The sequence below is a fragment of the Candidatus Schmidhempelia bombi str. Bimp genome, from assembly GCF_000471645.3.
Classification (GTDB): domain Bacteria; phylum Pseudomonadota; class Gammaproteobacteria; order Enterobacterales; family Orbaceae; genus Utexia; species Utexia bombi.
The window spans coordinates 1-462 of the sequence record NZ_AWGA01000131.1; the positions used below are offsets into that span (position 1 = coordinate 1).

Here is a 462-nt window from a genome sequence, read left to right on the forward strand (position 1 = left end):
AGGGCTTGTTAATACACATTTACATTTAGAAATTGCTATGTATATTCACAATAATAAAACTAAAGGTGAAAAAAAGGAAATAGCAAAGTTAGGATATAAAATAAATCCTGCTTTTTTTGTTAATTTAAATTCTATAGATATAGACGATCAAACAGAAGCGGTAATAAAAGGTAAAAAGTATTATATTTCAAAATAAAGGTACACATAAATGAATGTTTTAAAATATCTTTTAGTAATAATTTCTTTTTTTCCACAAGTTACACAAGCAATATATCGAATCTATAGTGGAAATATTGGTGATAAAAAAATAGACTTTTATATAAGTGGTACTTCTGATAATTCACTTACTATATCTTATGTTAATACAAATGATTACACTATAATATCTGAGCGATTACCTAAGAAAGTAGATAATGAATATGTGTATGAAAATTACACTTATGATTTATTTGGTAATAAAGA

At 23.6% G+C, this 462-nt stretch carries 2 protein-coding genes; both read left to right on the plus strand.

Going from position 1 to position 462, the window contains the following annotated elements; genetic code table 11:
- On the plus strand, window positions 1-196 hold a 196-nt coding region (locus tag O970_RS10035; protein ID WP_166667121.1), incomplete at its 5' end, for a hypothetical protein.
- 12 nt (window positions 197-208) lie between these two features.
- A partial coding sequence (locus tag O970_RS09740) for a hypothetical protein (protein ID WP_133459499.1) occupies window positions 209-462 on the plus strand: 254 nt, incomplete at its 3' end.